Source organism: Mucilaginibacter daejeonensis, assembly GCF_020783335.1.
GTDB lineage: Bacteria > Bacteroidota > Bacteroidia > Sphingobacteriales > Sphingobacteriaceae > Mucilaginibacter > Mucilaginibacter daejeonensis.
Window position 1 is genome coordinate 1 of sequence record NZ_CP086068.1, and the last position, 24,995, is coordinate 24,995.

Consider the following 24,995-nt stretch of genomic DNA (forward strand, 5'->3'; position numbering starts at 1 on the left):
TGTATTGCTTAATAATGCTCACTTCAAGGCATAGCAGTTGTATCCTATTCCAATGACCTGTTAATAATATTTTCTAAAGATCATAATTAAACCAAACCGATCCCCTATCTTAAGGGACACTTATCCCTTTCACATAATGACAACATCACCGCTTGCAAGCGTACTACGGTACGCCAGCATTATTATCCTGACCACGATTCTTTTAATTGCCTGTAAAAAGGACCATTATTCCAGCGACGAACCCGATGGCCCGGATGGCACGGCGGAATTTGTAAGAAGTTGGTTAACGAAGCAGAAAAAAGACAGCGTGGCTGTACGAAGAATGCAAACGCAATTATTATGGGATAAAGCGTTCAGCTTTAGGGCAGATAGCGAAAAGATCTACAAGATCGTACCTCTCTTGGACACCAATACCGTAAAATTTGAGATCGGTAAAGGAATTAGACGGCTGCTGGTCCTTAAAACGGTCAAGGATTCCGTGTTCCAAGGATACATCTATGAACTTTTTGGTAATAAACAAGAGCTGTCAGATCAGGAGCGTTCGCTGGTCGCTGGTTTTGATCAAAGGACCATCAAGGGCTTTACGGGTAACTTAGTCAAATATAACCTACGTAATTCGTTCGATGAAAGTGCAAAGTACGAGTTGGGGATCGTTATTGAGCGAATGAAGATACGGCAAAAAGTAGCGGCGAAAGCGAAGATCGCAGAGCTATCAAAGAAAAATCCTAACGTCATGTATTGTGAGGATTGGTACATGTTCTACTATGTGAACGAGGTGTTGGTTGGGGCGACCTACCTGTATAGCGTATGTACATGCGAGGCTCAAAGTATGAGTATCAGGGATAGTAAAGGTAACTTCAAGGTAGTATTCGATGGCTGCGGTGGCGGTATCGCCGAGGGTGGTGGAAATCCGGGGAATGGTGGATCCAATAACGACTGCAAATATATCATTCAATTTATCAGAGAAGGCAAAAGGGTCATGGAAGTATATAATCCATGTAATCCACAACCACCGCAAGATACCACTGTGCTAGACAGGCTCAGAAATAATCCGAAAGCCTTATGTATCCTTTTAGGTCTAAAGGGTAATTCTACATTTAGTATGTTGGTCAGCGAGTTCAATTCCGGCGGTTCGTATTCGTTGAAGTTCAACCTCGCAGATCTTGGTTCTCAATACAGCGGGCAAACGGTCTTTGACAAGAATTATGTCGACAAGAACGTGTATATCAATCTCGACGAACAAGGGGTGAATTCACGGTTCGCGTACGAAGTGGCCCGTACGTACATCCACGAAGCTTACCATGCATATATCGCTCAGATCTTGATACAGCATGGTGGTCCTTACGGCATCGGGCCATGGACCGGTATGAGCACGCAAGATTATGATAAACCGCTTGATCAAATATTTGATGCATACGTTCAATACGGTCTTAACCAGGAAAGCACGAAAGCGGCCACTAATGGCCAAGCCTTTGACGATAACGCAGCTCAGCATCAGATCATATCTCAAAATATCGATCGTATCGCAATGGGTGTTAAGGAGTTCGTAGAGACCCAGTATCCGGCGGTGAGGACCAGCCCAGGCATTAACATGGACAATTATAGAGCCGTAGCTTGGGTCGGCTTAGAAAAGACACAAGCATTCAAAAATACCTGGGGTGATGAGAACAACCAAACTTATATAAACCGCAAGAATGCAATCAAAAGTTACACAAGCTATGACTGTCATTAAGATCATCTTACTTGGGTTATTCCTTTCGCTTGGAAAGACCTATGCCCAGGACCAAGCGACGCCAACAAAAAGAACGCTCTATTTTGTTGTTGATACCGGCAGTATCCGTAAGGACGGGCGTCCTTACGAGATAGTGTCAGGGGAAAAATTGGTTACGTATAAATTATTGTGTCCTTGTTTGTATCGCGGTCAATATCCGATGTTCTTTAGGAAGGAGGACGAGCACGCGCAAAGAAATTACCGAGAAAGAGAGATCAGAAGTTTGCCGGTCATGACCTTCAAGTCGCTCGTTGAACTAGTAAAAAAGGAAGGGAACGGAATGAACCAGTATTCAGTGATCATCCTAGAGAAGGTCGGAAAGAAGTACAATGCTTATCGAACACAATTCAGCGGGGTATCTCTTGAAGAATAAAGAGGCAAAAGCCAAAATTGGGGGTGACCTACATTCGTCCGTCTTGCCCGCAACTTGAACGCTGATGTGTTGACTTGTAATATACATATCAATGGTGGTGGGTTACAAATGTTATTGGTAGGTTACAAAACGCAGCTACCTGACCTTTGAAATACCCGGTCAATGCAGACCCGGTGATCAAAGGGAGGTCGCTATGTATACAGGCAGTTATGCACCATGGGAAAGTGCACCAAAATATCTTAAACATGAACAGATCGTCAGGCCGATCAGTGTACTCGACGAGTTCTTTCAGATCGGCTCTGTGAATGACCACGCCAAACGGTTCAAGGAATGGCGCGATCTGGTGGTCAGTAATGGATATTACGCGAATAAAGAGAATGGCCCGGGCGAATTGCTTTACACTTGGCAAGATCATGTGAACTCGTAGAGGCGATGTTCTTACTCGAACATGAACGCAAGAATCGATTCGAAAGAAATGTTGTCATCCCCGAAAAGCAACTCGCCGAGGAGAAAGCAACATGGGATCACTACCCGGCAAATCTGTATGATAAGCAGATAGCCGACCCATTCATCGTGGTGAAGCAATTGTTCAACGAATTCAGCCTCGCCGTATACCGCGATCATCTTTTTGAGTGGTTGTTAATGGCGATGAGCGAAACTTCGAACTATGAACCTGAACTTACTGCCGAAGAAGTGATCGGTGTGTATGAGCACATGATCAAGCTGTACGATGCGGCCTGGATAGTTTACCAGCGCCAAAGCGACGAGCCCAAAAGAATAAAGTCGATCATCCAACGGTCAAAGGCCGCATTGGATACGGTCACGCTCGAAACAGCGCCACCGAAGGAGACCGCACTTACCAGCGACCCCGATGTGATGGCCATTCCCGAAGGAAGACCAGACATTAAGCAGCCAAGATACTTCCTGCGCACGTTATACCCCGAACCAACGCCTGCCGAGATACTTGCGTTGCAAAAAGTAAAAGATTTCATCCTGGAACGTTTCCCCACCGTTCAGGCCATTTACTTTTTAGGCAGTACAACGGCACCCTATATCTGCTATTTGCTATTACTCGTAGCTGATGAAGAAAAGCGCGAGGAGGGGCATCTGAGCACGATCATCGAGGACCATTTGAGATTCCTGTCCCATGCACATATCATCCTGCATAAAAGTTCGAGCGCGATCGAGAACAGCGCGAACCAGGGCCGTTTTTGGGATGATACTTTCGAGCGTGCCTATTTGGTGTACAAGGACGAGGCTTTGGAGGTAACGGACAACGGGATACATCCCGATGGCTTAACGCTATTATCCGTTACCTTCTTTTGGCACCGCTGGGGCAAACAAGGGAAAGACCTGCTTAGAGGAGCTAAGTTCTATTTGAAGATAGGCAATTATCGTTTAGCAGCGTTCAGCCTCCACAAGGCTACCGAAATGCTGCTGAAAGGGATCATACATTCAGTGACCGGGTACCGTATCCAAATGCATAACCTTTCAAGACTGCTTCGCTTCACTTTGCTCTTTACTACAGCACTTAAAGAGGTTTTCGAGTTGAACACGCGGGAAGGTGTACGTGAATTTACTTTTCTGAGAACAGCGTACAAGCGTTCGTACTACGGTGACACCTTCGACCCTGATCAACTTCGGATAAGAGCACTTTACAAAAAGATCGAACAACTTTACCGAACTACTGAAGCCGTCTACCAGCGATATCATGACAGTTTAGAAAAGGATTGAATAATACCTACGTGAGATAATGATATCATTTTCTAACACAACAGTACAGGCGGGCGGCCTTCGTTTCTGACGCCGCCCCGCCTTGCTGTATCATATTGAACAATTATGATCTACGACCATGTTCTACATTCACAATTCTGACCCTTCAGTCCGCAACCTGCCCATCATGCTCAGCCCCGAGCGCGTGATCGATCCTTACACGGTTTTAGACAGTTTTTTCTACCCAGGACGTTCCTTGCCGTTCATCAGAAGAGATCTGATGATGTGGCTGGTGGCCGCCATTAGTGGTAAGAAGAAATGGAAGCGTGACAAGATAGTAGATTGCCTATATAGTTTCATGACATACCATACGCTGCTGGACGCCCTATGGCTCATCTACGAAAGAAAATATAAAATGACCACTAAGCAGATCGCTAAGCGTGGACAGCCAGTAAGCTTAGCGATCAAATGGTCTCAAAAAGCGCTTTACCATTTAAGTCACTGGAAAGAACTCAATGAGATGGACCTCTTTCCTGAATTCCTTGAACCCAATGAAGAGTTGACGCCATTTGAGATCATTCATAAGTTCTTTGCCGATCAAGATCTTTTTGATGCCCGCCAAAAGATGAGCCACTGGACCTTTTCAGCCATCGCGTGCCAATATGAATATCAGCCTATGAAACGTGACGACCTCGTTGTCTTTCACCGACTTTTTTTACGGGCGGTGGAAGCCGCCTTTATCATAGTCGAATTACGAATAGCGAACAAAATAATCGAGGACTATCCGGTGAAAGGGCCTAAGTGATCATATCCGTCAAACTGTTTACCTGTCATTACATCATTAACTGATAATTTTATGGTAGGTAATTTGAACATTTTCTTTTTCTTGTACCGTTCGCGTGCGAACCGTAAAGAGACCATGCCCGTGTTTTGCAGGATAACATTGGACGGCAAGCGTAAACAGTTCTCTACAGGTTGCTTTCTCCGTGAGGACGATTGGAACGCCCGCAAGTTCATGCACACCGGGAACACCGCTGAGGCAAAACATGTCAATGCCCGTTTCAGCGCAATCCGAAAGCACCTGTTAAGGTCATATGATGGGCTGATCAGGTGGCATACCGCATTTACCGTGGATGAGCTGTTCGATCATTATTCCGGCAAGACCGTTGTGGCCAGCACCATACTTGGTTTATTCGACCACCATATGGCCCAGATCAGGGAACTGGTCGGCAAGGACTACTCGGAAGCTACCTTGGTTAAGTTCGGCCTGATCAAAAGCCACGTCGCGGAGTTCATCAAACATCATTACCGTAAACCTGACCTTGCTTTGAGCGAGCTTCGGTTGGGCTTTCTTCAAGACCTTGACCATTACCTGAAAACACAGAAAAAGCACAATCAGAATACGGTCAATAAGACCATTGAACGCGTTAAAAAGATAACGAAGATCGCTGTGGCACATGGCTGGTTAGCGCTTGACCCGTTCGCACTTTTCCGAAAGAAACGCTTTGTGAAAGAGGTGGTGTACCTCGACGGCGACGAATTAAAGATCCTGGAAGAACACGAACTGACAGAAAGGTTAAGCGCGGTATGGGATGTTTTCGTCTTCAGTTGCTACACAGGTTTGGCCTATCAGGAGGTTTCGACGCTTCGGTTGAAGCATCTGAAAGATGACAAGAAAGGAGGGCGATGGATCGAGATGGTCAGGCAAAAGACCAAACGTCCTGTTTGCGTGCTGTTACTGCCTAAAGCGTTGGAGATCTTAAGGTCGTACGGCTATCCTGATAATGATGGTTTGTTGCTCCCAAAGATCTCCAATCAAAAGCTGAACGCTTATCTCAAGGAACTGGCTTCGAAGGTCGGTATCACTAAGAACCTCACCCACCATATCGCCAGGAAGACCTTTGCCTCCACCGTGCTGATCAATAATGATGTGCCGGTGGATGTTGCTTCCTTCATGCTCGGCCATAGCCGTATATCAACTACCGAGGAGTTCTACGCGAAAGTGCAGCGCGAACGGGTGGTATCGTATATGAGCAAGTTCTCTAAATAAAACCACTGCACCGCGTTCAGAAATATATCAGCGCAGGAGAACCGTCAAGGCTATACAAGCGGTATAGCAGTCAATCCTTTTTTGGCTTGCACCGGCCTTGACCGTTTTCCTGCTTGCTGCTTCCGGTTGTTTACGCGACGTAATGGCGAAGTGTCCTTACTATAAAGTGAAATGTGACTGGATATACTTTTTCATCATTTCTAAGCACCTTTTATTAAAGTTGCTTTAATTATATTCTTAGATTAAATTTGTTATTACCGTCAACAATTGTTGACCTTATTACAAATGCTGGAATCTATAAAAGCGAAGCTTGAATCTTCACGTAAGGAGTTATTGGATCTTGGTTTAAGAAATCCTCTCCTCAACTATAAAACGCCTAAAGGGAAAGGACTTAAAATAGTTCAGGAAAGATCTGAATTCATCTTTGATATTCTTGCAAGGCAGAATAAGGCCATGACCTTTTTAGGAATACCGGAAAAGAAAGGCAACAAAGGTAATCAAGAAGCAGTGGAAGATGACACTGAAGTGCCTGAGTTGGCTCAACCAACTGAGGAATCTTATCAGGACACCAAATTACAAACAAGCGAAACAGAGCAGAAACTACAAACAAGGTTACTAAATACTTATTATTTCTCACGCACCAGCATTGAAGAGCAAGGTGTCAATATACTTTACCTGGCTCTCGGTATGCTTAAATGGTATGAGCAGGGTAATACAGAGACGCCGCGGTATGCACCACTGTTGCTTATTCCAGTAGAGCTTGAACGTTCAAGCGCACAAGAACGTTTCCGTTTAAAATATACAGGGAGCGACATCGGTGCAAATTTATCATTGCAGGCCAAAATGAAGGCTGATTTTAATTTATCGATCCCCGATCTACCTGATTCGGAGGATATGAATGTTAACTCTTATTTTAAGTTGATAGAAGATCATATTGCGAAAGAACAACTATGGTCTGTAGAGAATGACGAAATCGAACTTGGCTTTTTCTCTTTTGGCAAATTCATGATCTATAATGATCTTGATGCTGCTAAATGGCCGGATACCCACCAGCCAGGATCACATGAGAACATATTAGCATTATTTGAAACTGGTTTTCAGTCAGACTATCAACCTGATGATGAAGACAACAAAGACCTCGATGAAGAAACGAACGCAAACGCGTTATTTAAAGTAGTTGATGCCGACAGTTCACAGATGCAGGCTATCCTTGCAGTTAATGAAGGGCATGATCTGGTTATACAAGGCCCTCCCGGCACAGGGAAATCACAAACCATAACTAACATTATAGCCGACGCTATCGGTCAAGGTAAAAAGGTTTTGTTTGTCGCTGAGAAAATGGCGGCTCTCGAAGTTGTTAAGCGCCGATTGGATTCTGTTCAGCTTGGAGAAGCTTGTTTAGAATTACATAGTCATAAAGCCAATAAGCGTGACCTATTGGAGGAACTGAAACGAGTTATGGAACTGGGAAGGCCGTCCGTTAACCAGTTGGAACAAGAAGTTCAACAACTGGCCAATTCCCGCGATGAATTAAACAGTTATTGCAATGCAGTGAACACAGCTATTGCCGGTAGCGGTTTGAGCACTAATCAGGTTATCGGGTACTTGTTGCAAATTGACAAAGTGGTCGGTCAGCAACACCTGCTCAAAATATCCCTTCCTGATATTGACCATTGGAACGCTGAGAAGATCCGCGAGGCATCTGCTATCTGCGATCGTCTTCAAGCCAGGCTTAGTGATATTGGCACCCCTCAAAATCTATTGTTTTGGGGCAGTGAGATCACCGTATTGTTACCACATGAAAAAGGCCCCGTTTTAGAACAAGTAAGGCAGGCCGGTCAGGCGGTTACAGCGTTGCGTGAATTATCAGAAAGAGTACAAACTTCTACCGGACTTGGACTTGCCGACGACGGTAACTCGTTGAATTTTTTAATTACCGAATTAGAAGTGGCATCTAAAGCTCCTGATCTTACGGGTCTTGATATAGGCAGTGATGTATGGCTGCTGAAGAAACAGGATATTCGTGATTTAATAGACATAGGGCAAGCACTTGACCTGCTATACAAAGATCATAAAGACAAGCTTATGCCGGAGGCGTGGTCGCAGGATATTCTGGACATTCGTCAGAATTTGGTAGCGCACGGCAAAAAATGGTATAAGTTTCTGATAGGTAGTTATGGCCAGGCAAATCAACGGCTGGCATCATTTTTAAAGGTTGGTCTACCGGATGAACTTTCTGAGAAATTAAAGATAGTTGATACGATCTCTGAGGCCAGGCGTATGGAAAATGAGATGGCTGCGTTAGAACCATTAGCGGCATCCCTATTCGGTAGTCGTTGGTTAAAACAAAGGTCGGAATGGGCGTCTTTAAGTCGTGCGGCTGAATATCTTGCCGATGTACATCAGCGGTTTGCTGAAACCCGGATCAGTCGTCAGTTATTTGAGTTTTTAAAACACAATGATGCTGCCACCAGTGCTGCTGATCTTTTGAGTGAATTTAAGCAACATGCAGCCAATATCGAATCACAACGGATAGCAACATTTGCCACGCTAAAACTCAATGAGTCGAGGGGCGTAAAGCAATCAGAAATAGCTGCAATGACCTTTCGTGCGCAGTCGGCATTCTGGTTAAAACGTGCCGAAAGATTTGCGGAACTACAATTGGTTATTGATTGGAATAATCTTGCTCAGGCAGCAAGCCAGGCCGGGTTTGATTTTCTAGTTGATGTATCAACCGGTTGGGAGTTTGCCGCGCAATGGTTAAAAACCTCTTTATTGAAGACATGGTATGAATACCTGATCGAGCAGGCCTTTAAACTAAATCCGGCGCTAACCCAATTTGAACGGGTTAGCCATGAAAGCGTCATTGATCAGTTCAAACGGCTTGACCAACTTAACTTAGTTTATAACAGGGCGCGGGTTGCTTTAAAACATTGGGAAAACATCCCCAAACAACAGGCTGGCGGCCAGGTCAACGTTTTGAGAACTGAATTTAATAGACGTGCGCGCCATATGGCCATACGAAAGTTGGTTGAAGAAGCTGGGGCTGCTATGCAAGCCATAAAGCCAGTATGGATGATGAGTCCAATGTCTATCGCCAATTTTCTTCCGCCGGGGAGTATACAGTTCGATCTCGTCATTTTTGACGAGGCAAGCCAGGTGCGACCTGTTGATGCTTTAGGTGCTATTATGCGCGGGAAGCAACTGGTGGTTGTCGGTGATACGAAACAATTGCCGCCAACCAGTTTCTTTGATAAGCTGAACACCGATGTAGAGGATGAAGATAATCAAACTGCTGATATGCAGAGCATTCTCGGTATGTGTGATGGCCAAGGGGCACCGAGCAGTATGCTGAAATGGCATTATCGTAGCCGCCATGAGTCGCTGATCACTTTATCAAACCATGAGTTTTACGAAAATAAATTAGTGATATTCCCAAGTCCTGGTTCACGCCAAAGCCTTGGATTACGTTTTCATCACCTTTCAGACGCCGTATACGATCGTGGAAAAACACGTACTAACCCGGTAGAAGCAGAGAAAGTTGCTCAAGCGGTCATTGCCCATGCCAAACAGTCTCCTGAGCTAAGTTTAGGCGTTGTGGCTTTTAGTACCTCGCAAATGCAGGCCATACAAGCAGCATTAGAATTACAACGCCGTCACCACCCCGAAGTAGAAACATTTTTTAAAAATCATCCACACGAGCCGTTCTTCATAAAAAATCTGGAGAATGTTCAGGGTGATGAGCGTGATGTGATCTATATAAGTATCGGCTACGGGCGGATAGACAATGGTACTGTACCTATGAGTTTCGGCCCACTAAACAATGAGGGCGGCGAACGACGGTTGAATGTACTGATCACAAGAGCGAAGATGCGGTGTGAGGTGTTCACTAATATTACTTCGGCAGATATACGTGTTACTGAAAATGCGAAATTTGGCATCCGTGCTTTAAAAAGCTTCTTGTATTTCGCGCAGTACGCAAAATTTGAGCAAAACAGCGAGCCAATAGTAACAGAAATAAGGCCATTTGAAGATGAGGTAGCAAACCAGTTGACCGCTTTGGGATATATTGTAAGAAGTAAGGTTGGGTCGGCAGGCTTTTATCTTGACCTTGCTATTGTTGACGAACATAACCCCGGGCGTTATATTATTGGAATTGAATGTGACGGGCAAAATTACGCCAAAGCCAGATCTGCTACAGACCGTGACCGTTTGCGGGAACAGGTACTGGAAATGTTTGGTTGGAGCATCTATCGAGTGTGGAGCACAGACTGGTACCGAAATCCCGAACGTGAACTAAAACGTCTGATTGAAGCTATTGAACAAGCTAAAGCCGTAACGGCCACTGTAGATCAGGAAATAAAAGTTTATGAGGAAGAGCAACGGCTTTTAGAGCGTGAGAAGGTTGAGGAAATAAGTACAAAGATCACTTACTATCAGCAAGCAACCCTGCCAGCCGCCATCGGTTATCAAGAAATGCATTTGCACTCTTTCGGTAATTTGGCAGCCTGGATCACCGAAGTAGTAAAAGTTGAAAGCCCTGTGCATTTTGATGAAATGGCCCGGCGTATGGTGGAAGCAGCAGGTTTATCAAAAGTGGGGTCGCGTATAAAGTATACACTTACACAAGCTTGCAATTTTAGCGAGCAGAATGGCTTGATCAAGATGAAAGGCGAGTTTCTTTGGCATAATGAAATGGAAGAACCCGTGATCCGTGATCGCAGTCAACTTCCGGCTTCTTCAAGAAGATTACAGATCATTGCACCGGAAGAACTTAATTTAGCGATCAAACAAGTTGTATCTGAAGCGATCGCCATCACTGATGAAGCCGCTGCAACGTTGGTTGCCAAGCTATTTGGCTTTAGTAGAGTTACCGAAGAAATGAAACTTATACTGATGGAGTCGATCAAGATCGCAGAGCACAACGGAACTGTAAAAAAGGAAAATGGATTTCTTAAACAATGTTGAACTCACTCCTCTGGTTTATAACCGATCCTCCGTCTGCCGCTGACCGACGGCTTGGATGATTCTATTTTATTGGATAACTCGTCGAGGTAGGCAAATACAATCTCCATATTCTTTCCTTGGTTGAAAAGCTCGTTCCTGATCTTCTCGATCTCCAACCTTATCTCGGTGGTATCAGCAAGAACCTGACGGACTTGAACGAATATTCGCATGATGCGCCGATTTACCTGTATCGCTGCTGGGCTGTTCAATATACTCGAAAGCATACTGATACCCAACTCCGTGAACGCCATCGGAGCATACTTGAAATGCTGCCCTTGTTTTAAGGTGCCAAAATGGCTCCTTAAAACTTTATATTCATCAGGTGTTAATTCAAACATGAAATCTTCACCATCGAAGCGCTCAATGTTCCTTCTGACCTGACGTTTGAGTTATTTGGTCTCTACATCATATAGTTCGGCAAGGTCGTTGTCTAACATCACTTTGTGACGTCTGATGTAGTATATTTTACTGGAGATCATCTCTTCGGGTACTACTAAATTATCTTTCATGACCAAAATGATTTAAAGGGTTGTCACGAACTGTGACAACCTTGTGTAACATGAACTACTTTATTGAGCTGTCCAGCCAGCTTGTTTTTAAGCTGCGTCATATCCTCACTAATCTTGTGATCCATCACATTGGCATATATCTGCGTTGTTTTGATGCTGGTGTGACCCATCATTTTCGCGACACTTTCAATCGGAACGCCGTTATTTAAGGTTACGGTCGTTGCAAAAGTATGTCTGGCTATGTGGAAGGTCAGTGGCTTTTCGATGTTGCAGATGTCCGCTATCTCTTTAAGATAAGCATTCATTTTTTGATTACTCATGACCGGGAGCAAAGTATCCTTAACCGAGCATTGGGAATGATCCTCATAAGCATGGATAATAGATAACGCTACCGGCAGAATCGGTATCCTTGATATGGTATCTGTCTTTTGCCGGTTCGTATATATCCAAAGGTCTCCATCGATACCCTGTATCAATTCTGAACGTTTAAGTTTATGAACATCGACATAAGCCAGGCCGGTATAGCAACAAAATACGAACATATCTCTCACAGTCCTTAGCCGCTCTATTTTGAATTCCTTTTTAATCAGGCAGTCTAACTCTTCCTTGGTCAATACTTCCCGGTGTACGGCCTTTTGTTTTGGCTTATAGTTGATATATGGATCAACGTTAAGCCAACCTTTACCAAGGCAGATGCGAACTATCTTGCCCAGGTTCTTGATGTATTTGATGGCCGAGTTATTACCACACTTCCGAACGCTTCGCAGATAATACTCAAAGTCATTGAGGAATGCGAAATTGATCTTTGAAACCGGGATGTCGGAAACATGATATTCCTCCTCAATAAAATTCTTGACATGCATTAGGCATGTTTCGTAACGCTGCAACGTACTCTTTTCATACTCCTGACCTATTAACGTCCGCATCTTGTTGTTGTGGTCTTCAAATACGACCAGTAGATTTCGACTCTTTTCAACCTTCCCAACGAATCGGTTTTTTATTGTTTCAGCAGTGATTGTCTCATCAGCAGAGGTCATCTGACGCTGTAGTTCAAAGATCTGATATTGTAAGTTTTCGAGGAAGGCGTTAAGGGTTTTCGTTTCTTGTTTTGTGCCGATTGCCCTACCAGTAGCGCCATCCCATTTTAAAGGTTCGCATTTGCGTCCTGTTGTCAGCTCTGTGCGCTGGCCGTCTACGGTAATCCGCAAATAGATGGGCTTTCCGCCCCCAGAATAATTTTTGGGCTTTCTCAGTGAGAAAAGCAACGAGAGTGTGGTTCTCATACCTTTGATCAATTAAAAGTTTCAAATTTGATTAATTGGTCATCGGAAATCAAGATGTTCAATTGCTGAACGAGCTGCATTTCAACCCCTTGCGGGTTGATTCGGGAGTTGTTTTACAAGTTTTGAATGACTCCCGAATTACTCACCTCAGCTATGAGCTTTAATGAATATTTTGGAGTACCGTATAAACGAAAAACGCCTTAAATGATGTCATTTAAGGCGTTTTTACTGTCGTTAATATTGACTTTGCGGAATGGACGGGACTCGAACCCGCGACCCCATGCGTGACAGGCATGTATTCTAACCAGCTGAACTACCACTCCTCCCGTTTGGGATTGCAAATATAGAGATCAGTTTTAAGACTCCCAAATTTATTTGAAATATCTTAAGCTACTGTTCCTTCTTTCAATTTCTCCGCGTTCTCGGCAAATTGTAATGATTCCATGATCTCTTGCAGGTCACCGTTCATCACGTTGGGCAGGTTGTATATTGTCAACCCGATGCGGTGCTCCGTAACACGGCCTTGAGGATAGTTATAGGTACGCACCTTGGCAGAACGGTCACCGGTAGATACCATGGTCTTTCTTTTTTTCGAGGTCTCTTCCAGGTGCTTTTGCAGCTCTACTTCGTATATACGTGAACGCAATACCTGCAGGGCCTTGTCGTAGTTCTTCAACTGCGACTTCTGATCCTGGCATTGGGCCACGATGCCGGTAGGGATGTGTGTAAGTCGCACGGCTGAGTAGGTGGTGTTCACCGACTGTCCACCCGGGCCTGAGGCGCAGAAAAGATCTTTACGGATATCGCTTACCTTCAAGTCGATGTCGAACTCATCGGCCTCCGGTAATACCACTACCGATGCAGCAGAGGTGTGTACACGGCCCTGGGTCTCGGTATCAGGCACGCGTTGTACCCGGTGTACGCCCGACTCGTATTTCAGCGTACCATAGGCATCCTCGGCATTAACATTGAACACGATCTCTTTATAACCTCCAGAGGTACCTTCAGTGTAATCCACCAGTTCGGTCTTCCAGCCCATGCGCTCACAGTAGCGCATGTACATGCGGTAAAGGTCGCCTGCAAAAAGGGCAGCCTCATCGCCACCGGTACCACCGCGGATCTCCACGATTGCTGGGCGCGCATCTTCAGGGTCTTTAGGGATCAGCATCAAGCGGATCTCTTCTTCCTTCTCATCGCGCTGCACCAGCAAGGCATCCAGTTCGGCCTTGGCCATTTCTCTGAATTCCTCATCCTTTTCGGTGGCCAGGATCTCTTTATTAGCATCTATATTGCTGATGATGTTCTTGTAGATCTTATATTGGTCCACTACAGCGGTAAGATCCTTGTATTCTTTATTCAATTGAGCAAAACGCTTCATATCGGCCATCGCATCGGGGCTGCTTAGCTCGCCCTCTACCGTTTGCCAGCGGTCGCGTATCAACTCTAACTTATCTAACATGGTCTGTTCGTTTAAAAAGGCTTTTCGTAGGTGAGGTATAAGATCGCACGAACACTTCATGACTCACCTCAGCTTACGAAAAAAGTTCACAAAGGTACGAAAGAAAGCCCATATAAATATGAGCTACAATGGTTTGATGGGTAAGCGCAGCGTAAAATGTAGGAGGCGGCGGCGGACTACAGCTGTACCTCTTTTTCGGCTACCTCAAAATATTCGAGGCTCACTACGCCGTTGTGCATCACGGCGTATGAGTTGCTGAACACCCATTCGCCCAGGTTGATATATTCGGTTAGGTCGGTGAGTTTTACTACCATAGGGATGTGACGGTGGCCAAATATCATGTAGTCGTAGTGGGTGGTCTTCAGCGTCTCGCGCGAAAAGCTGACCAGCCACTCGTTCTCAAACAGTTTTTGCTCGTTGGAGGCAGCGTTGGCTAAACGGCTGTGTTGTGACCACCGGTTGGCTATGCCCACGCCAAAATTAGGGTGCAGGCGCTCAAAGAACCACTGGCACAAGCGGCTTCTGAATATCTTTTTCAGGAACTTGTATTTATTGTCGCCCGGGCCCAAGCCATCGCCATGATGCAAGTAGATGCGTTTGCCTTGTCGCTCCAGCACCAGCTCATCGCTAATGATCGTGGCACCCAGCTCGTTCACAAAGTAGTCGAACATCCACATATCATGGTTGCCTTTGAACAGATAGAGCTTCACGCCGGCATCTACCAGTTCGGCCAGTTTACCTAAAAAGCGGATGTAGCCTTTGGGCACCACCGTCCTGTATTCGAACCAGAAATCGAACACATCGCCTACCAGGAAGAGTTCAGCAACATCGTGCTTGATGCTATCCAACCACCTAACAATGCGGGCCTCACGTTCACGGCTGCTGGCGTAACCCAAAGCGCCTAAGTGAATATCGGATGCAAAGTAGATCTTGGTGCGTGCTGTCATATCGATGTGCTTCCAAAAATAACCTTTTGCCGCCATACACGGTAATACGTGTTCACTAAAAAGGGATCGCATCGAAATGTGCCAGTGTGATCAAATAACGATCAGCTCCACGGCTTACCATGCGTGCCTTTAATGATCAGGTCGCTAAGGCCAGGAATAATATTAATGCCCTTCACGGCCACATGCATCAGGTCCTTATTATCGAAAAGTGATTGCAGGCGCCTGCCGAACCATAACCGCATTGCAAAGTGCCGGTTCCAATCGCGCTTGTAAGTGTTTTCTAAGGCGAGTCTGTCTTTTGGGTTGAATGGTTTACCCGGCCGGTAATATTTGATGATGGCGGCTGATAGCAGGCGCGCCGAGTGCATGGCAATGGTCATGCCGTTGCCGCATAGCGGGGCGATCATGCCGGCGGTATCGCCACTCATGAGGATGTGGCCGTGTACCAGTTCCTTTTTTTCGAACGATACCTCGTTGATCACCTCGGGCTTATCATAAAGCCATTCGGCACTTTCGTATATCGCCTTTTGATAGGGGTTCTGAGCGAATACCTGCGCTTGCAATTCTTCGATACTGCCATAACGCCGCAGATCATCACGGTGCGAAAGGGAACACACGCAATAGCGGTCGCCTTCGATCTTCGACATACCGCAATAGCCATTGCTAAAGGTATTGAGCTGGATCATGTCATCGGGCAGGTCGATCTGTGCGTGCATCTTGATACCTACGTATGGGCTGCGCCTGGTGAAGAATCGTCGCTTGAGTTTATTATCGAGGTTGGACCGTTTACCAAAAGCGCCGATCACTAAGAGTGCGGTGAACGTTTCGACACGGGTGATCACCGTGAATAGGCCGTCAGCGAACTGGATGTCGTCGGCCTGCGTGTCTAAAGCGAACCTCACCCCACTGGCCATACATAGCTGATATAAATAGTGATCGAGCGTATAACGACTGATACCGAATCCGCCCAGATCAAGGTCTTTGGTATGCTGTGCACCACGCCAGGAGGTAAGTCGCAAACGCTTGATATGCGCAGCGCCAAGCGCGAAAACATCAACGCCTATCGACTCTAAAAAGGGAAGTACCTCGTTAGAGATGTATTCGCCGCAAACACGATGAAAGGGATAGCTACGTTTTTCGATAACGGTGACCAGCAGCCCGGCCCGGCTCAGTAATAAGGCATTCACGAGTCCGGCCAGCCCACCTCCAACAATGATCACATCGGCCATGGATCATTGCATTTTGAGCACCATACCCTCTACGGTAAGCCCCGGACCAAAGGCAAAGCTGACCAGGTTGGTGTTGCTTAACTGTTTACCGGCCGCCATCATTTTATTTAACACGAATAAGATCGTGGCCGATGACATATTACCATATTGCCGCAATACTTCGTAAGCGTACAGGTTGCTTTCTTCGGGTAGTTCAAGCGCTTGCTCTACAGCCTCCAATATCTTTTTGCCTCCTGGGTGGATGGCATACGCACCGATATTGCTGAACTCGAGACCTGCCTTTTGCAACAAACGCTCAGTAACACCTTTAATGTGCTTGCGGATCTGCTTGGCCACTTTTGAGGTCAGCTTCATCTCGAAACCGGTATTGCCCACATACCAGCCCATCTCGCTGCGGCTCTCAGGCATGAACTCTGAGTAGAAGGTCTTTAGCTCCAGGGCTGGCGCATCGCTGCCCCTGTTCGACGAGTTCTCGATCAGTGCCGCGGCCGACCCATCAGCGAAGAGCGAGTTGGCCACCCAATTATCCAACGTATTGTGTTTTTGAAAATGCAGCGTGCAAAGCTCTACACTCACCAACAGCACTTTGGCGTTAGGCTCGGCACGGCATATGTGGTCGGCTGCTTTAAGGCCATTGATGGCGCCATAACAGCCCATGAAGTTGATGCAAGTGCGTTCGGTATGTTTGGATAGTCCCAGGCGCTCCACCAGGTCTATATCGATGCCCGGGGCATACATTCCTGTGCAACTTACGGTGACCAGGTGGGTGATCTGGCTATATATCGACTCATTATACCGCGACAGGCAATCCCGGGCAGCGGCCACGGCCACTTCGATCGCCTTTTGCTGATAAAGCGTCATGCGCTTTTCGGTGGTCACAAAGGGCTCCAGGTCAGCGGTCGGCTCAAAAAAGGTACGGTCGGCTGGGTCTGCCGAAAAATCATCGATCACGGTGTAACGCGTTTCGATGCCCGAACCTTCGTAAATGCTTTTGAGCAGTTTGGAGTGATCAGTGCTCAGGCCGAACGCATCGGCCATGAACTCATACGCTTGTTGCTGCGTTACCTGCGCTGGCGGGTTAGCGATGCCTATTGAACTGATACAACTGCCCATACATAATTGTTATGGCTTGCTCTTGGTGGTCTCGACCAGTAGGTCTACCGTGGCCTCATCGCCCAGTACCATACTGTTACCGCCGATACCGAAATCTTTCCTGTTGATCTTGAAAGACCCTTTGAACAAACCGGTGTTAGCATTCTCGGTATAGGTAAAAGGCACCTCGACCGGTTTTGTTTTTCCTTTAATGGTGATATCGAACATACCCAGGTAATTATTGCCACCCTTAGCGGCGAAAGAGCGCGATACCATGGTGATCTTAGGGTGTTTGTTCACGTCAAAGTAGTCTTCGGCCTTTAAGTGGTTGTCGCGCATCTCGTTCTCAGAGTTAACGGTGGTGACGTCTATACTGGCCTCGATCTTACTGGTAGCCAGTTTATTCTTGTCAAAGTCGATATCGGCCGTTAGTCCCCCGAATTTACCGGTGGTCTTGATGCCCATATTCTTGATCTGGTAGGTGACCGCCGACCGGGTAACGGTATGTTTGACCTGGGCAAAGGCAAGTGCCGATACCATGAGCATTAAGGCTATAGAAAAGAGCTTTTTCATACTATTGAAGATTCTTGTACACAAACTTAAAAATATTACGCAAAGGCTGCGCTTACATCAGATCATGATGAACACCTACAGCAACCTACAGACAAAAAAGATCCCCGTCCGTTTAACACAGGCGGGGATCTTTTTGATGATCGGCCATCAAGCCTATTTTAATTTGAACGCTGTTTTACCCATGGTAAAACCATCGGCGTATAACAATACGGTATAATCACCCTTCACGAATTTCTCTGGATTCACCCAGTCAATGGTGTATGTAGAACCATCATCTTTGAAATCGATGCTGGTCTTGTAGGTATATTGTAATTCCTGGCCATCGGCGGTGAAAACACCACTATCGGCCATCACGATCAGGTTACCTGCAGGGTCGGTGATGCGTACGTACACATCATGCAAGCCTTTTTCGGCAACTTCGTTGCTGGCCACGGTAAAGTTGATCTTGATCTTTTTAGCGGTGCTGGCACGGGTCACGTCAACCTCTTTACCGCTGTTCTTGATCTTGTAAGCCACCACTTCGGCCGAACCCATTTTCAGGGCCGATGCCACTTTAACTTTAGTGTTCAGCTCTTTGTTCTGCTCCTCAAGGCTGGTAGCTTTTTGAGTAACGGTAGCAACCTGGTTCTTCAGGGTATCGCGCTCAGTGGCTAATGAAGCGTTCTGTTGTTTCAGCTCTTCTATGTCAGCAGTGTACTTGGTCACAAAGTAACGCAGCTGCTTGATGTCTTCCTGAGCATGTTTCAGCTCGGCAACGCTCAGCTGACCTTTGGCCAACGCACGTTTAAGTACTTGTATCTTGTTCTGCAATGAATCGGTACGGGCCTGCATCTCGGCGCTCAGCTTGGCCTTGCTCGAATTCACCTGCTCGATCTGAGCCTCCAAACTGTCCAGCTCGGTCTGTAAACGGTGTTTCTCGTCGTCGCGCTGATAAATGATCTTGGCATCCTGCTTTTTTTGCATATAGAGGTACACATCGGTACCCAGCAATGCCACTACCACCGCGATCAGGAAGTAAATAACATTCGAGTTCTTTTTAGAAGGTTGTTCAGATCTGTTTTCCATAGTTTAATTCAATTGATCATCCGGCTTGCAATTATAACGTACCAGGTCTGTAAAACTGATAAAGCAAGTCAAAACATTTTTGTTTGAACTGGTCTTTTATCTTGATCAGATTATAATTTTAGTTAAATAACTGCACTGAAGGTAAAAGATCAGCCACTTTATATCCTTGATAAAAGTAGCCGGCGATCTGTTGTTCAGTGCGGTGACAGTGGGGTCGAGGTTGGTATTAAGGTGCGCTAAAAATAATTACATTAAGCATAAAAGCAAAAACCAGGCAAAATTAATGCAGATACTAAACGTGCTAAACCTAAGTTATATATCTTTGCCCACCCGTTAAACAAATTGCTCGCGTGTATGAATAAACGATCGGTGTTGATGATAATTGCGTTATTTTGGTGCCTTGGCCTATTTGCACAAACGGATACCATAAAGCAGCTTCATCCGCATCCTAAACGTGAGTTCAGGGGTGTTTGGGTAGCTACCGTGACCAACATCGACTGGCCCAGTGCTCCCCGCCTTACCGTAGAACGCCAACGTTCGGAGCTGATCAACATCCTTAATTTTCACGAACAGGCCTCGCTAAATGCTATCATGTTCCAGGTTCGCCCGGCTGCTGATGCCTTTTACGCGAAAAGCCGCGAACCATGGTCGAAATGGTTGACCGGCCAGCAGGGCCTGGCGCCTGCCGATGGCTTCGACCCGCTTGAATTCGCCATCAACGAGGCTCATAAACGCAACATGGAACTGCATGCCTGGTTCAACCCATACCGGGCGACCATGGATGGCGGAGCTGTTAGTGAGCAACACGTTACCCGTGTTCATCCCGATTGGTTCTTTACCTATGGCGGCCGCAAGCTTTTCAATCCTGGTTTGCCCGATGTGCGTGAATACATCGTTCAGGTGATCCTGGATGTGGTGAAGAACTATGATGTGGACGGCATACATATGGACGATTACTTTTATCCATACCCGATCGCTGGCCAAAAGATCAACGATCAGGCCACCTTTCAAAAGTATGGTGCCGAAGATTTTGACGATATCCGTGATTGGCGGCGCGACAATGTGGATACCCTGATCCATATGTTGGCCGACAGTATTCATAAGTATAAGCCCTTCGTAAAGTTCGGGATCAGCCCGTTCGGGATTTGGAAGAATGCCGGCCAGGACCCCGAAGGTTCGGCCACGAGCGGCGGCTCATCCTTTTATGAACAGTATGCCGATTCGCGCAGATGGATAGAAGAAGGCTGGATCGATTACATTAACCCACAGATCTACTGGCCATTTGGCAACCGCGCGGCCGCTTTTGAAAAGCTGACCGACTGGTGGAGCCAGCACACCTATAACCGTCATCTATATATTGGCCAGGGCGCCTACCGCATAGGCGAGGTTCGCAATTCAGGTTTCAAGAACCCGGACCAGATACCCGCTCAGATCCGTTACCTGCGTAATAACCCAAGGGTACAGGGTAGCGTATTCTTTAGCTCGGCATCGTTAAGGCGTAATTATGGCGGAGTGAACGACTCGCTCAAGAATAACTACTACAAGAACCCGGCCCTGCCGCCGCCTATGTTATGGCTCGATTCGGTGGCGCCGAACCCGGTACGTGACCTGTTAGTGGCCCGTGCCGATAATGGATTGCAGCTGCACTGGCAAACACCTTTCCTGGCCAAGGATAAGGAATTGGTGTATGGATACGTGATCTACCGCTTTTACCAGGGCGAACGCATCGATATCTCTGACCCTACACACATCCTGCATATACAATACAATCCGCTTACCGCGAGCATTGACGCTACGGCCGAAAAAGGTAAGAATTACGTGTACATCGTAACAGCGATCGATAGGCTCAAGAACGAGAGCGACCCGGTATCAGTGACGGTAAGCTACCGCTAAGCATCAACAAAACAGCCATTTTAACTACTGTAAACTATCTTTCAGGATGAACTTGGGAGGGAGTGGACTATAGGGGCGCTATCTTATTTGAATAGGTTAGATAACGCCCCCATATTAAAGGTAGTACTGGTTATAGAACGGCAGCACTGTTAAGTTATTACAACTTAAAGTGGTGATGCTGCAAAATAAATTCATCAGGCTCATTATCAGCCGCATTCATTTATTTTTTTGCCACATCTGTTTGCAATACCTGGAGGCTCATCATTTCCTTCATGGTCTTTTGCATGCTTTCGGCCGAACCATCTAAAAAGATCACGTTGCCGGTCGAGTTCTCTGAGAAGTGCTTGATCGCCTCGGTCCACATGGTGAACAGGATCACTGATGTATCCATGTCGGCCTGCTGCATCTCTTTGGCGGCCACCGTCATACCCTTGGCTACTTCCTCGCGGAACAAAGCCACACCCTGACCACGCAACTGCGACGCCTGGCGCTCGGCCTCGGCAGCGATCTTGATAGCGTTACCCTCGGCCTCAGCGGCTTTGGTCTTGGTGATGAGCAGTGCTTGCCCCTCATTCTCGGCGGCGGCTTTCAGGTTGTTAGAGGCCACTACCTGGCTCATGGAGCGCATGATGACATCATCAAAGGTGATATCGTTGAGCTGGAGGTCTTGCAGATGATAGCCCCAGCCTTCCAGTATGTTATCGATCTGTTCTTTTACATGTTCCACGATGTCGCGGCGGAGGATGAGCACATCGCTTTGGCGTTTGGTGGCCACAAATGCCCGGATAGAACCCTCTACTGTACGCACCAGCGCCTGCATGAGATTGCGCTCGTCAACGAATTTAAAGGCTACCGCTTTAATGGCCTCCTCGCTTTGGTTAAGCACCGAGTACAGCAGCATGGCCTTGAAATACACATTGGCCTGATCTACCGTTACGGCCTGAAATTCAAGCTCTACCGAACGGTTCTGAATAGATATACGTGAGTATAGCACCTCAATGAGCGGGATCTTAAAATTAAGCCCGGGTAACAGGATGCGGCGGTATTTACCAAAAACGGTGACCACACCGATCGTGCCCTGCCTGATGGTCACGAACGAGGTAAATAACACTAAGACTAAAATAATGACGAGGACCCAAACGACATACATGATTTGTTGTTATAAAGTGTGTTTAAATATAGACCAAAAGTTATTGAAACAACACTAATCATCAAAAAGATATGAACTTAAAACGTACGTTCGGCGCTGTATTGACCGTCCTGGGTATCATTGGACTTATTTATGCCGGTATGCAGGTGATCAACCATGCAGGCAACACCACCACACTGGTAGTGGTAGGTATCATCTCGGTGATCTTTTTCTTTTCAGGCATCGGCCTGGTGAAGAACACCAAGGACGAGAGCTAAGACCGGCTACCATTCTTCCCTTCAGGAAACCGAAGATCTGATCATTGCCAAATTTGTAAAAAATGGCACCGATCAGATCTTTGCTGTTTAAAAGCTGTTAGGGACGTTGCGTTTCACTGTTACATTTGCATCAAAAAGTGTTACATCTGGTGTTACATTTTGGATAAATGTCGTTTTTTCTGGAAAAAGTTGGGTTTTTACGAATTTCGCAACGCTAAAAAGTGGGGAAATTTGGGGAATTCTGTTTCAGGGCTGTAACACTTTTTTGAGGTGCGAGGTGCGAGGTGCGAGGTGCGAGGTGCGAGGTGCGAGGTGCGAGGTGCGAGGTGCGAGGTGCGAGGTGCGAGGTGCGAGGTGCGAGGTGCGAGGTGCGAGGTGCGAGGTGCGAGGTGCGAGGTGCGAGGTGCGAGGTGCGTAGGGGAACTTGTATCTCACCAGACGGTTTGGAATATCTTCAATTTATTATGCACAATTGACCATACGCAGCGCGCCTGCTTCCTGGACTATCCATCTTTGGCTTTATTCCTTCAGAGCTCCTTCCTCACAACACACACCTCACAACACCCAACCCGCAACCGGCAACCCACCGCCCGCAACCCTAAAAAAGATCCGGCTTATCTGATATGACCCCGTCTACGCCTAAGGCTTTGAGGGCGCTGATCTCGGGGACGGTGTTCACCGTCCAGGGGATGATCTTGATGTCTTTGGCGTGGCAGTCGGCCACCATTTGTGCGGTAACCAGTTTGTAGGCCGGGCTATAGGCAAAGGGCACGAAACCCAGATCGGTCAGGTCGGCCGCGAGGGTGCTGCTCTTGCCATCCAACAGGTAAGAGGTACGCACCTCCGGATATTTTTTATGCAGTACCTGCAACGTACGCTTATCGAACGACTGGATGATCACGTAAGGCGTGATCTTTTTGGCCTCGATCACCTCCATCAGCAGTTTCACGAATGTATCGGGGTCAGGGTTCAGCTTGCCATCGTTAGCCGGCTTGCTCTTGGTCTCGATGTTATAGAACACCTGCGGTTTGCCGGTAGCTTTGAGGTGCGCCTGCACGCTATCGATCACGGCCGATAGCAGCGGCACATTCGCCTTCATCTTTTTTTGCTGCGGGAACTTTTCATAGAACTTCGACCCTACATCAAAACGGGCTATATCTACGTAGTTCATCTGGTACAGCCCATACTTTTCGGCATCGGCCTTGCTGATCTCATGCCCGTCAGGCGTAAGGGCGAACAACGGGTTAAAGCCGTCATCGTGCGAGAGTACCACCTTGCCGTCTTTGGTGATGTGGGTGTCCATCTCGAGGGTGGTCACGCCCAGGTCAACGGCGTTCAGCATGGCGGCAATGGTATTTTCAGGCATCAACGCGCGGCCGCCCCGGTGTGCCTCGGTATCAAAGGCAGGGAACGGCGCGGGTTTAGATGCTTTCATTTGTGCCTTACAGCTTATGGTGATCGCGAGGCCAAGAGCGGCCAGTGTGGTAACTTTCATGGGCGTTAAAGATGTGCGGCCGCAAAGGCCGGCACTCAAAAATAGGTCCCTGATGTTACCTTAATGTTAAACCGGATCAGGTGGCAGGCTGTACCTCGCTCAGCACTTTATCTACCCAGGCCTTGCCCCATTCCTCTTTTTGATCGGCGGTCCACAAGCTTGGATAAAAGATGCGTTTTTGAAAACGCGGAGGCAGGTATTTTTGCCAGTTGGTGCCACCGGTGGCGCTGATCTCATGCGGTTCGCGGTGCAGGTAGCGCACCGCCGAGCGGTAGTGGGCCAGCGGCCAGTTCACGTTCACGTTAATGTCGAGCTGGCGCAGCTCGTTCTCCAGCGCGGTAACGGGCTCACCCGCTTCCTGCAATTTGCGGTACAGAGCGTAAAAGTTGGTGCCAATGCTGGCCTCGCCCAGGGCGATGAACGTTTTGGCGTACTTTTTTTCGAACTGTTTAAGCGTCAACGTCTTTTTACCGGTAGATAGTTCGGTGGCGCCATACTTCCAGTAGATATCGTCGAACTGTTGGGCAATGGTGCCTCCGGCCAGTTCGGTACGTTTATCCTTAGCTACCAGGTTAATAAAATCGGTGGCGTGGATCTCGATCATGCGGTACTGGCCCGACTGGAAACCACTGGCCGGCAGTAACGACATCCTGAATTTTAAGAACTGCTCCTTGTCCATCCCATCTACCATGATCTGGAACGATTGCGTAAGGGCCTCAAAATACCGGTTGATGCGTTGCATGCGCGCGGTAAAGAATTCCACCGTAAGCGCCTCGTGCTCGGCGATCTGCTGGCACTCGTTCAGCGCCATTTTAAAATACAGCTCCGTGATCTGGTGATAGATGATGAAGATCTGCTCGTCGGGGAAGGGCGTTTTGGGGTTTTGCAGGCTTAGCAGCGTATCCAAATTAATGTAATCCCAATAGGTCAGGAACTCGGCATACAACAGGCCATCCAGGTATGACGACATATCCTGCCCCATGGCCTCGTACTTTTGCTGCAGCTGGCCCAGCCTTTGCTCTATCTCAGGCGAAATTTGCATATCCAAAGGTAATAATGTAAAGTCATTATCTGAACATCAGCCTCATTCCGTGTTATAGGTCACTGTGAGCGGTCTTTACCCTATCAT

19 protein-coding genes, 1 tRNA gene and 1 pseudogene are annotated in these 24,995 nt (G+C 47.0%); 9 read left to right on the forward strand and 12 right to left on the reverse strand.

Features of this window, described 5'->3' with window-relative positions; genetic code table 11:
- Positions 1 to 136: 136 nt before the first annotated feature.
- The 7 genes from LLH06_RS00005 (at position 137) to LLH06_RS00035 (ending at position 10,875) form a co-directional block, all read left to right on the forward strand.
- Positions 137 to 1,732 (forward strand): hypothetical protein, encoded by a 1,596-nt coding sequence (locus tag LLH06_RS00005; protein ID WP_228171185.1) that lies wholly within the window; start codon positions 137 to 139, stop codon positions 1,730 to 1,732.
- Positions 1,695 to 2,144 carry a hypothetical protein gene (locus LLH06_RS00010; RefSeq protein ID WP_228171186.1) on the forward strand — a complete coding sequence of 150 codons (450 nt, stop codon included), beginning with the start codon at positions 1,695 to 1,697 and terminating at the stop codon, positions 2,142 to 2,144. Before LLH06_RS00005 ends, LLH06_RS00010 begins: the two co-directional genes overlap by 38 nt.
- A gap of 193 nt (positions 2,145 to 2,337) precedes the next feature.
- Positions 2,338 to 2,571 (forward strand): hypothetical protein, encoded by a 234-nt coding sequence (locus tag LLH06_RS00015; protein ID WP_228171187.1) that lies wholly within the window; start codon positions 2,338 to 2,340, stop codon positions 2,569 to 2,571.
- Positions 2,572 to 2,576: 5 nt separating this feature from the next.
- A complete protein-coding gene (locus LLH06_RS00020) occupies positions 2,577 to 3,878 on the forward strand; it encodes a HEPN domain-containing protein (RefSeq protein WP_228171188.1) in 1,302 nt (433 codons plus the stop codon).
- 118 nt (positions 3,879 to 3,996) lie between these two features.
- Positions 3,997 to 4,662: a hypothetical protein gene (locus tag LLH06_RS00025; RefSeq protein ID WP_228171189.1), complete on the forward strand. Its 666-nt coding sequence runs from the start codon at positions 3,997 to 3,999 to the stop codon at positions 4,660 to 4,662.
- A gap of 51 nt (positions 4,663 to 4,713) precedes the next feature.
- Entirely contained in the window at positions 4,714 to 5,907 is a 1,194-nt protein-coding gene (locus LLH06_RS00030) for a site-specific integrase (RefSeq protein WP_228171190.1), read from the forward strand.
- Positions 5,908 to 6,177: 270 nt separating this feature from the next.
- The gene (locus tag LLH06_RS00035; RefSeq protein ID WP_228171191.1) at positions 6,178 to 10,875 is read left to right on the forward strand and encodes a DUF3320 domain-containing protein; all 4,698 of its coding nucleotides are present in this window, start codon (positions 6,178 to 6,180) and stop codon (positions 10,873 to 10,875) included.
- A gap of 2 nt (positions 10,876 to 10,877) precedes the next feature.
- Here the strand turns inward: LLH06_RS00035 and LLH06_RS00040 are convergent.
- The 9 genes and pseudogenes from LLH06_RS00040 to LLH06_RS00080 all read right to left on the reverse strand — a co-directional run bounded on the left by LLH06_RS00040 (position 10,878) and on the right by LLH06_RS00080 (position 19,071).
- Positions 10,878 to 11,423: pseudogene (locus LLH06_RS00040) on the reverse strand (ORF6N domain-containing protein).
- Positions 11,424 to 11,446: 23 nt separating this feature from the next.
- Positions 11,447 to 12,706 (reverse strand): site-specific integrase, encoded by a 1,260-nt coding sequence (locus tag LLH06_RS00045; protein ID WP_228171192.1) that lies wholly within the window; start codon positions 12,704 to 12,706, stop codon positions 11,447 to 11,449.
- Positions 12,707 to 12,955: 249 nt separating this feature from the next.
- Positions 12,956 to 13,029 (reverse strand) — tRNA-Asp (locus LLH06_RS00050).
- Between the two features lie 62 nt (positions 13,030 to 13,091).
- Positions 13,092 to 14,165, reverse strand: a complete 1,074-nt coding sequence (gene prfA / locus LLH06_RS00055) for a peptide chain release factor 1 (protein WP_228171193.1) — start codon at positions 14,163 to 14,165, stop codon at positions 13,092 to 13,094.
- Positions 14,166 to 14,341: 176 nt separating this feature from the next.
- Positions 14,342 to 15,112 carry a UDP-2,3-diacylglucosamine diphosphatase gene (locus LLH06_RS00060; protein WP_228171194.1) on the reverse strand — a complete coding sequence of 257 codons (771 nt, stop codon included), beginning with the start codon at positions 15,110 to 15,112 and terminating at the stop codon, positions 14,342 to 14,344.
- Between the two features lie 101 nt (positions 15,113 to 15,213).
- Complete coding sequence (locus tag LLH06_RS00065) at positions 15,214 to 16,341, reverse strand: NAD(P)/FAD-dependent oxidoreductase (protein ID WP_228171195.1); 1,128 nt, start codon at positions 16,339 to 16,341, stop codon at positions 15,214 to 15,216.
- A gap of 3 nt (positions 16,342 to 16,344) precedes the next feature.
- Complete coding sequence (locus LLH06_RS00070; protein ID WP_228171196.1) at positions 16,345 to 17,454, reverse strand: type III polyketide synthase; 1,110 nt, start codon at positions 17,452 to 17,454, stop codon at positions 16,345 to 16,347.
- Positions 17,455 to 17,463: 9 nt separating this feature from the next.
- Positions 17,464 to 18,006 carry a YceI family protein gene (locus LLH06_RS00075; protein WP_228171197.1) on the reverse strand — a complete coding sequence of 181 codons (543 nt, stop codon included), beginning with the start codon at positions 18,004 to 18,006 and terminating at the stop codon, positions 17,464 to 17,466.
- A 153-nt stretch (positions 18,007 to 18,159) separates the two neighbouring features.
- On the reverse strand, positions 18,160 to 19,071 hold the full coding sequence (locus LLH06_RS00080; RefSeq protein ID WP_228171198.1) for a hypothetical protein: 912 nt from the start codon (positions 19,069 to 19,071) through the stop codon (positions 18,160 to 18,162).
- 375 nt (positions 19,072 to 19,446) lie between these two features.
- Between LLH06_RS00080 and LLH06_RS00085 the strand changes: the two genes are divergently transcribed.
- Positions 19,447 to 20,964, forward strand: a complete 1,518-nt coding sequence (locus LLH06_RS00085; protein WP_228171199.1) for a glycoside hydrolase family 10 protein — start codon at positions 19,447 to 19,449, stop codon at positions 20,962 to 20,964.
- A 220-nt stretch (positions 20,965 to 21,184) separates the two neighbouring features.
- Here LLH06_RS00085 and LLH06_RS00090 read toward each other — a convergent pair whose 3' ends face one another.
- On the reverse strand, positions 21,185 to 22,075 hold the full coding sequence (locus LLH06_RS00090; RefSeq protein WP_228171200.1) for an SPFH domain-containing protein: 891 nt from the start codon (positions 22,073 to 22,075) through the stop codon (positions 21,185 to 21,187).
- Between the two features lie 110 nt (positions 22,076 to 22,185).
- On the opposite strand from LLH06_RS00090, the gene LLH06_RS00095 reads away from it, so the two are divergent.
- The gene (locus tag LLH06_RS00095) at positions 22,186 to 22,371 is read left to right on the forward strand and encodes a hypothetical protein (protein ID WP_228171201.1); all 186 of its coding nucleotides are present in this window, start codon (positions 22,186 to 22,188) and stop codon (positions 22,369 to 22,371) included.
- 598 nt (positions 22,372 to 22,969) lie between these two features.
- Here the strand turns inward: LLH06_RS00095 and LLH06_RS00100 are convergent.
- Entirely contained in the window at positions 22,970 to 23,866 is an 897-nt protein-coding gene (locus LLH06_RS00100) for a glycerophosphodiester phosphodiesterase family protein (RefSeq protein ID WP_228171202.1), read from the reverse strand.
- A 76-nt stretch (positions 23,867 to 23,942) separates the two neighbouring features.
- Positions 23,943 to 24,908 carry a tryptophan 2,3-dioxygenase family protein gene (locus LLH06_RS00105; protein WP_228171203.1) on the reverse strand — a complete coding sequence of 322 codons (966 nt, stop codon included), beginning with the start codon at positions 24,906 to 24,908 and terminating at the stop codon, positions 23,943 to 23,945.
- Positions 24,909 to 24,995 lie beyond the last annotated feature (87 nt).